Origin of the sequence: Paraburkholderia sp. SIMBA_054, from assembly GCF_046534875.1 — a bacterium.
Lineage (GTDB): Bacteria > Pseudomonadota > Gammaproteobacteria > Burkholderiales > Burkholderiaceae > Paraburkholderia > Paraburkholderia hospita.
Genome location: NZ_JAWRXV010000175.1, coordinates 1 through 1,187, shown reverse-complemented (window position 1 = coordinate 1,187; position 1,187 = coordinate 1). Strand labels below are relative to the sequence as shown.

2 protein-coding genes are annotated in these 1,187 nt (G+C 63.8%); both read left to right on the top strand.

Annotated features, from left to right (window positions below; translation table 11 throughout):
- Positions 1-511, top strand: a 511-nt coding sequence (locus SB822_RS54575; protein ID WP_410858782.1) for a PRTRC system protein B, incomplete at its 5' end; no start/stop codon positions are given.
- Positions 508-1,152 (top strand): PRTRC system protein A, encoded by a 645-nt coding sequence (locus SB822_RS54570; protein ID WP_086909328.1) that lies wholly within the window; start codon positions 508-510, stop codon positions 1,150-1,152. The genes SB822_RS54575 and SB822_RS54570, both read left to right, overlap by 4 nt.
- Positions 1,153-1,187: the final 35 nt, after the last annotated feature.

Below are 1,187 nucleotides of genomic sequence, written 5' to 3'. Positions count from 1 at the left end.
TGATTTCCTTCCGGCCACGGTGCTCGGTATCACGTCGGCCGCAGTGACGTGGTGGTGCCCGCCGGCGCTCCGACGCGTGTTTTTCAGGTGCGAGGAGCTTGGCGAGCGCAGTGCCGTGGTGCCACATCCGGGCCTGGTGTTTCAGGCCAGTACGAGCGGCTTCCGGGTCTTCGCGCTGAAAGGCGACGGCAGACCGGAACCATCGACGGCGCTTTTCGAGCCTCCGTACTTCAACACGTGGGACCGGGGCAAGATCTGCATTGGATCGGCCAATGTCCCGCGTCGCATCGAAGTGGCGGCGATCCCAGGATGGGAAGAGGCATTCTTCGCGTCCGCGTTCACGCACCCGAATCACGGCAGCAAGCGGGTCGAGTACAAGAACGGTTTCTACGCGTTCTGGAAAGACATGCTGGATGGCAACTTCGAGGCGTTTCCGCTCGATGCGCTGGTGCAGATGAAAGACGCCACGGCGGGCAAGCTCGTCGCCGGAGAGATTGGAGGTCAGGAATGAACCCAGTCGATCAGGTGTTACAGGGCTCGTTTCCGTCCGTGATGGTGCCGACGCGCGAGCCGGTCGTCCCGATGTCCGCACCGGGCGAGCGGCTGCTGATTGCATCCAATGGTGTATTCCTCGAAATCAACCGTCCGTGGATCCGACTGGTGCGGCGTCTGGGCTCCTACAGCTGGTGCACGCCTGTGCCGTATGGCGAGGCGGCCGATGCAACGGAAGTCCGCTGCGGCGCGGTGCCGGCCGATCTGGTGGCCGGTTTCGCCCGTATGGCTCGCGCAGCGTTGCCCAACGAGGTTGGGGCTTGGATCACCTGGAATGCGTCGACAGGCGCGTTCCGGCTGGTGCCGCTCCCTTCGTTGTCACATAGCCCGGCGCACCTCCATTACCAGCGTCCGGAACTGCAGGCCGACGAGTGGCTGGTGGTTGACTGTCATTCGCATGGTCGCGGCAGGGCGTACTTCTCGTCGACCGATGATCGCGACGATCAGCACGATGTCAAGCTGGCGCTGGTGCTGGGTCACTGCCATCAGGTGCCGTCGGTTGCGCTGCGGTTGTGCGCGAAGGGCCGCTTCGAGGTCCAGCGGGCCATACCGGAGCGCTGGAAGGCTGTGCTGGCTACGTTGGCTGCGGAGGTCGTATGACGCATCTGCATACGACACCGCCGCATATGTTGAGC

Coding starts and splice junctions, on each gene's coding strand:
- SB822_RS54570 (WP_086909328.1), top strand. CDS start 508: ATGAACCCAGTCGATCAGGTGTTACAGGGCTCGTTTCCGTCCGTGATG.